Raw genomic sequence first — 5,543 nt, 5'->3', positions numbered from 1 at the left:
CTTCCTCCATCTTGCCGTCGCTGGCACCGGTGGCCACCAGGATCGCCCGCAGCTCCGAGGCGTAGGCCCGGGCCTCGTCCGGGGTGGAGATGTCGGGCCGGCTCACGATCTCGAGCAGCGGCACGCCGGCGCGGTTGTAGTCGACCAAGGAGTGGTCGGCGCCCTTGATCCGACCGGCGCCGCCGACGTGGGTGGACTTGCCCGTGTCCTCCTCGAGGTGGGCCCGCTCGATGCCGACGACGTGGCCCGAGGGGAGCTCCAGGGCCCCGTCGACCACGATCGGCTGGTCGTACTGGGAGATCTGGAAGTTCTTCGGCATGTCCGGGTAGAAGTAGTTCTTCCGCGCGAACCGGCACCAGTGGGCGATCTCGCAGTTGAGCGCCAGGCCGATGCGGATCGCCGACTCGACCGCCGTCTCGTTGACGACGGGCAGGGCGCCGGGCAGCCCCAGGCAGACCGGACAGACCTGGCTGTTGGGCTCGGCGCCGAAGCCGGTCGCGCAGCCGCAGAACATCTTGGTGGCGGTGTTCAGCTCGACGTGGACCTCGAGCCCCATCACCGGGTCGTAGCGCTCGAGCGCCTCGTCGTAGTCGACGATCTCCTCGCTCACTGCAGTGGCCATCGGGTTCACGCTCCCTTCGCGGTCAGCTCGGGGGCCTGGGCCAGCAAGGGGCCGCCCCACTTCTCGACGAGCATCTTCTCCAGCGCTGCACCGACACCGTAGAGCCGCTCGTCCTGGGTCGCCGGGGCCAGGATCTGGATCCCGGTGGGCAGGCCGTCCTCGCGCGCCAGGCCGCTGGGCAGCGACATCCCCGGGACCCCGGCGAGGTTGGCCGGGATGGTGGCGACGTCCTGCAGGTACATCGACATCGGGTCGTCGAGCTTGGCGCCGAAGGGGAACGCCGTCGTCGGCGCCGTCGGGCTGACCAGCACGTCGGCCCGGGCGAAGGCCTTCGAGAAGTCGTTGGCGATCAGCCGGCGGACCTTCTGGGCCTGGCCGTAGTAGGCGTCGTAGTAGCCGCTCGACAGGGCGTACGTGCCCAGGATGATCCGGCGCTTCACCTCGTCGCCGAACCCGGCGTCGCGCGTGGCTGCCATCACCTGCTCGGCACTGGGTGCCTCGATGCCCTCCGGCATGGTCCGCAGGCCGTAGCGCATGCCGTCGAACTTGGCGAGGTTGGAGGACGCCTCGCTCGGCAGGATGAGGTAGTAAGCCGCCAGGGCGTAGTCGAAGCTCGGGCAGGAGACCTCGACGACCTCGGCGCCGGCGTCCTGCAGCAGCTGCACGGACTCCTCGAAACGCTCGGCCACCCCGGCCTGGTAGCCCTCGCCACCGAGCTCCTTGATGACGCCGACCTTCAACCCGCGGACGTCGGCGCGCCGGGCCGCCTCGACGACCGGGGGAGCTGGGGCGTCGATCGACGTCGAGTCCATCGGGTCGTGGCCGCCGATGACCGAGTGCAGCAGCGCCGCGTCGAGGACGGTACGCGTACACGGGCCCGCCTGGTCGAGGCTGGACGCCAGAGCCACCAGCCCGTAGCGGGAGACGCCGCCATACGTGGGCTTGACCCCGACCGTCCCGGTGACGGCGGCGGGCTGGCGGATCGAGCCGCCGGTGTCCGTGCCGATCGCCAACGGCGCTTCGTATGCCGCGACGACGGCGCTGGAGCCACCACCCGAGCCGCCGGGGATCCGGGTGAGGTCCCAGGGGTTGTGGGTGGGGCCGTAGGCCGAGTGCTCGGTGGAGGAGCCCATCGCGAACTCGTCCATGTTCGTCTTGCCCAGGATGGGCATACCGGCGGCCTTGAGGCGGCTCACGACGGTGGCGTCGTACGGCGGCAGCCAGCCCTCGAGGATCTTGGAGCCGGCGGTCGTCGGCAGGCCCTTGGTGACCAGCACGTCCTTGACGGCGATGGGCACACCCGCGAGGACGTGGAGCTCCTCCCCGGCTGCGCGACGCTGGTCCACGGCCCGGGCGGCGGCAAGCGCCCCCTCGCCATCGGTGTGCAGGTAGGCATGGACGTCGCCGTCCACGACGGCGATCCGGTCGAGGTGCGCCTGCACGACCTCCACGGAGCTCAGCTCGCCTGAGCCGAGGGCGTGCGCCAGCTCGGCAGCACTGAAACGGGTGATGTCGGAGTTCACGGGCTGTCCTTGGGAGTCTGGGTCAGTCTTCGGCGAGGATGCGGGGCACGGAGAAGCGCTGCTGCTCCTGCTCCGGTGCGGCGGCCAGGACGGCCTGCGCGCCGAGCGACGGTCGAACCACGTCCGGGCGGGTCACGTTGGTGATCGGCAGGGGGTGCGACATCGGCTCGATGTCGCCGGCCGCCACCTCCTGGACCTTGGCGACGGACTCCAGGATGACGCCGAGCTCGCCGACCATGCGGTCGAGCTCGGCCTCGGAAAGGTCGATACGGGCGAGGCCGGCGAGGTGCGCGACGTCGTCCCGGGACAGTGCGGACATGCTCGCCAGTCTAGGGCGAGTGACGCAGCACTCATGTCGCCGTGCACCCGGGCCGCCCTAGGGTGAAGGACATGAGCGCTCTGCCCACCGAACTGTTCACTGCCATCGACCACGTCGGGGTGGCCGTCACCGACCTGGACGCCGCCATCGCCTTCTACCGCGACACCTTCGGCATGGAGCTGGCCCACGAGGAGGTCAACGACGAGCAGGGAGTCCGCGAGGCGATGATGGCGGTCGGCTCGAGTGGCTCGCACATCCAGCTGCTGGCGCCCCTGTCCCCCGAGTCCACGATCGCCCAGTTCCTCGACCGGTCGGGCCCGGGCGTCCAGCAGGTCGCCTACCGCGTGGAGGACGTCGAGGCGGTCAGCGACGTCCTGCGCGAGCGTGGCCTGCGCCTGCTCTACGACGCGCCTCGCCGTGGCACCTCGAACTCGCGCGTGAACTTCATCCACCCCAAGGACGCGGGCGGCATCCTGGTCGAGCTCGTCCAGCCCGCGCACGAGACCCACTGACCGTCGCCGGCGCGCGTGAGCCAGGTCACCGCGTGACCGCAGTCTCAGTCCCGTCCGGATGCCGTTACGCACCAGTAGTTTCGGCCTCAGCCGTGCTGACCGACGACCCGTCTCTGCGAGCCGAGGAGCCACACTGATGCAGGAAATCCGCGACGCCATCCTTTCCGGCGACCGAGCCCAAGACACGTATGCCGGGCTGGCCATCCCCGAGACCTACCGCGCCGTCACGGTGCACAAGGACGAGGTGGGCCTGTTCGAGGGCATGGAGAGCCGGGACAAGGACCCCCGCAAGTCGCTGCACCTGGACGACGTCCCGGTGCCCGAGCTGGCCCCCGGCGAGGCCCTCGTGGCCGTCATGGCCAGCGCGATCAACTACAACACGGTCTGGACCTCGATCTTCGAGCCCGTGTCGACCTTCGGGTTCCTCGAGCGCTACGGCCGCACTTCGGAGTACGCCAAACGGCACGACCTGCCGTACCACATCGTCGGCTCCGACCTGGCCGGCGTCGTGCTCCGCACCGGGCCCGGGGTCCAGAAGTGGAAGCCCGGCAACGAGGTCGTCGCCCACTGCCTCTCGGTGGAGCTGGAGAGCGCAGACGGCCACAACGACACGATGCTCGACCCCGAGCAGCGGATCTGGGGCTTCGAGACGAACTTCGGAGGCCTGGCCGAGCTGGCCATCGTCAAGACCAACCAGCTCATGCCCAAGCCCGACCACCTCACCTGGGAGGAGGCCGCCTCCCCCGGGCTGGTGAACTCCACGGCATACCGCCAGCTCATCTCGCAGAACGGCGCGGCCATGAAGCTCGGCGACACCGTCCTCATCTGGGGCGCCTCCGGCGGCCTGGGGTCGTACGCGACCCAGATGGCGCTCGCCGGTGGCGCCACTCCCATCTGTGTCGTCTCCTCCCCCGACAAGGCCGACATCTGCCGGGCGATGGGCGCCGAGCTGGTCATCGACCGCAACGCCGAGGGCTACCGGTTCTGGAAGGACCCGCAGACGCAGGACCAGAAGGAGTGGAAGCGCTTCGGCGCCAAGATCCGCGAGCTGACCGGTGGCAAGGACCCCGACATCGTCTTCGAGCACCCCGGCCGTGAGACGTTCGGCGCGAGCACCTATGTGGCGCGCAAGGGTGGCACGATCGTCACGTGCGCCTCGACCAGTGGCTACATGCACGAGTACGACAACCGCTACCTCTGGATGAACCTCAAGCGGATCGTCGGCTCGCACTTCGCCAACTACCGCGAGTCCTGGGAGGCCAACCGGCTGATCTCGCGCGGCGCGATTCACCCGACGCTGTCGAGGGTGTACCCGCTGGCCGAGACCGGGCAGGCCACCTACGACGTGCACCGCAACCTGCACCAGGGCAAGGTGGGCGTGCTCTGCCTGGCAGCGACCGAGGGACAGGGTGTGGCAGATCCGGCTTTCCGGGAAAGGCACTTGAGCGACATCAACCGCTTTCGAGACGCCTGAGGCGGTGACCGCGGGGGCCGGCGTGCGACGATGGGGTCATGTCAGCGGAGGACCAGAACACCGAACTGTTACCGATTCTCGATAACAACGAGCCGTTCTTCGACAGCGGCCTGCGCGGCTATGACAAACGCCAGGTGGACGATTACGTAGCCCGGATGGCGGCCGAACTGGCCGAGCTGAAGGCCTCGCGCGACATCGCGCTGGCGACCAGCGCCGACCGTGCCGCGCAACTGGCCAGTCGCGAGGCGCATATCGAATCGCTGAGCCGTCAGCTCGCCGAGACGAGCGGGCCCGCGGAGCCGGCGAACGTCTCGGACCGGATCCGGGAGATGCTCCGGTTGGCCACCGAAGAGGCGGCGCAGACCCGGCGCAACGCCGAGCAGGAGGCCGAGCGGGTGCTGGCCGCCGCGCGAGCCGATGCCGAGCGGGTCCGCGGCGAGGCGGCCGGCGAGCAGCAGCGGCTGACCGCGACCGCCGCCCAACGCTCGGCGGAGGCCGACCAGAAGCTGTCCCAGTCGCGCGTGCAGGCCGGTGCGGAGCTCGATCGGGCGCGGGCCGAGGCCGCCAAGCTGCTCGAGGACGCCCACCGCGAGGTCGACCTGCTCGATGCCGAGGCCACCGCGGCCCGGGTCGCCGCCCAGCAGGAGGCCGAGCTGCGCGCCCGCACTGCCGAGGAGGACTTCGAGATCACGCTGCGTGCCCGGCGCAGCGAGGCCGAGCGCCAGGCCCGGCAGGACCGAGCCGAGGCCAAGGCCACTGCCGAGGCGCTGATCCGGCACGCCGAGGAACGCGCCGCCGCGCTGGCCACCGAGCACGAGCGGACATTGCAGGCGCTTCGCGAGTTGCATGCCAGGTTGGCCGGCGTCATCAATGGCATCCCCAGCACCAGCGGCGCGGGCAGCAGCGGCGCCGACGGCACCAGCCCGTGACCGAACCGTCCGAGGCGGCCGCGGAGCTACTGCGCGCGCCGAGGCGAAGCCTTGCCACCTACTCCCCTTTCCGGCTCGGCCTCACCGCCGCCATCGGGTTCGGGCTGGCCTACCTGCTGTTCCGGGCCGTCCAGCAGGGTCGCGACACCCTGTTACTGCTGGCG

5 protein-coding genes and 1 pseudogene are annotated in these 5,543 nt (G+C 70.3%); 3 read left to right on the top strand and 3 right to left on the bottom strand.

The genetic code is table 11. The features are described from left to right. The 3 genes and pseudogenes from VGN50_RS12050 to gatC all read right to left on the bottom strand — a co-directional run. Positions 1-622, bottom strand: a pseudogene (locus tag VGN50_RS12050) (Asp-tRNA(Asn)/Glu-tRNA(Gln) amidotransferase GatCAB subunit B); the annotation flags it as partial. 5 nt (positions 623-627) lie between these two features. Next, positions 628-2,145 carry an Asp-tRNA(Asn)/Glu-tRNA(Gln) amidotransferase subunit GatA gene (gene gatA / locus VGN50_RS12045; protein ID WP_327445036.1) on the bottom strand — a complete coding sequence of 506 codons (1,518 nt, stop codon included), beginning with the start codon at positions 2,143-2,145 and terminating at the stop codon, positions 628-630. 22 nt (positions 2,146-2,167) lie between these two features. Beyond that, complete coding sequence (gatC, locus tag VGN50_RS12040; protein WP_327445035.1) at positions 2,168-2,464, bottom strand: Asp-tRNA(Asn)/Glu-tRNA(Gln) amidotransferase subunit GatC; 297 nt, start codon at positions 2,462-2,464, stop codon at positions 2,168-2,170. Positions 2,465-2,535: 71 nt separating this feature from the next. Between gatC and mce the strand changes: the two genes are divergently transcribed. From mce to VGN50_RS12025, 3 genes are all read left to right on the top strand, one after another. Beyond that, positions 2,536-2,976 carry a methylmalonyl-CoA epimerase gene (gene mce, locus VGN50_RS12035; protein ID WP_327445034.1) on the top strand — a complete coding sequence of 147 codons (441 nt, stop codon included), beginning with the start codon at positions 2,536-2,538 and terminating at the stop codon, positions 2,974-2,976. A 136-nt stretch (positions 2,977-3,112) separates the two neighbouring features. After that, complete coding sequence (gene ccrA, locus VGN50_RS12030) at positions 3,113-4,450, top strand: crotonyl-CoA carboxylase/reductase (protein WP_327445033.1); 1,338 nt, start codon at positions 3,113-3,115, stop codon at positions 4,448-4,450. Positions 4,451-4,488: 38 nt separating this feature from the next. Next, the gene (locus VGN50_RS12025) at positions 4,489-5,379 is read left to right on the top strand and encodes a hypothetical protein (RefSeq protein WP_327445032.1); all 891 of its coding nucleotides are present in this window, start codon (positions 4,489-4,491) and stop codon (positions 5,377-5,379) included. Positions 5,380-5,543: the final 164 nt, after the last annotated feature.

Origin of the sequence: Pedococcus sp. (assembly GCF_036000045.1) — a bacterium.
Lineage (GTDB): Bacteria > Actinomycetota > Actinomycetes > Actinomycetales > Dermatophilaceae > Pedococcus.
Note: the sequence above shows the minus strand (reverse complement) of the source record. Positions and strands in the feature narration are given on the sequence as shown.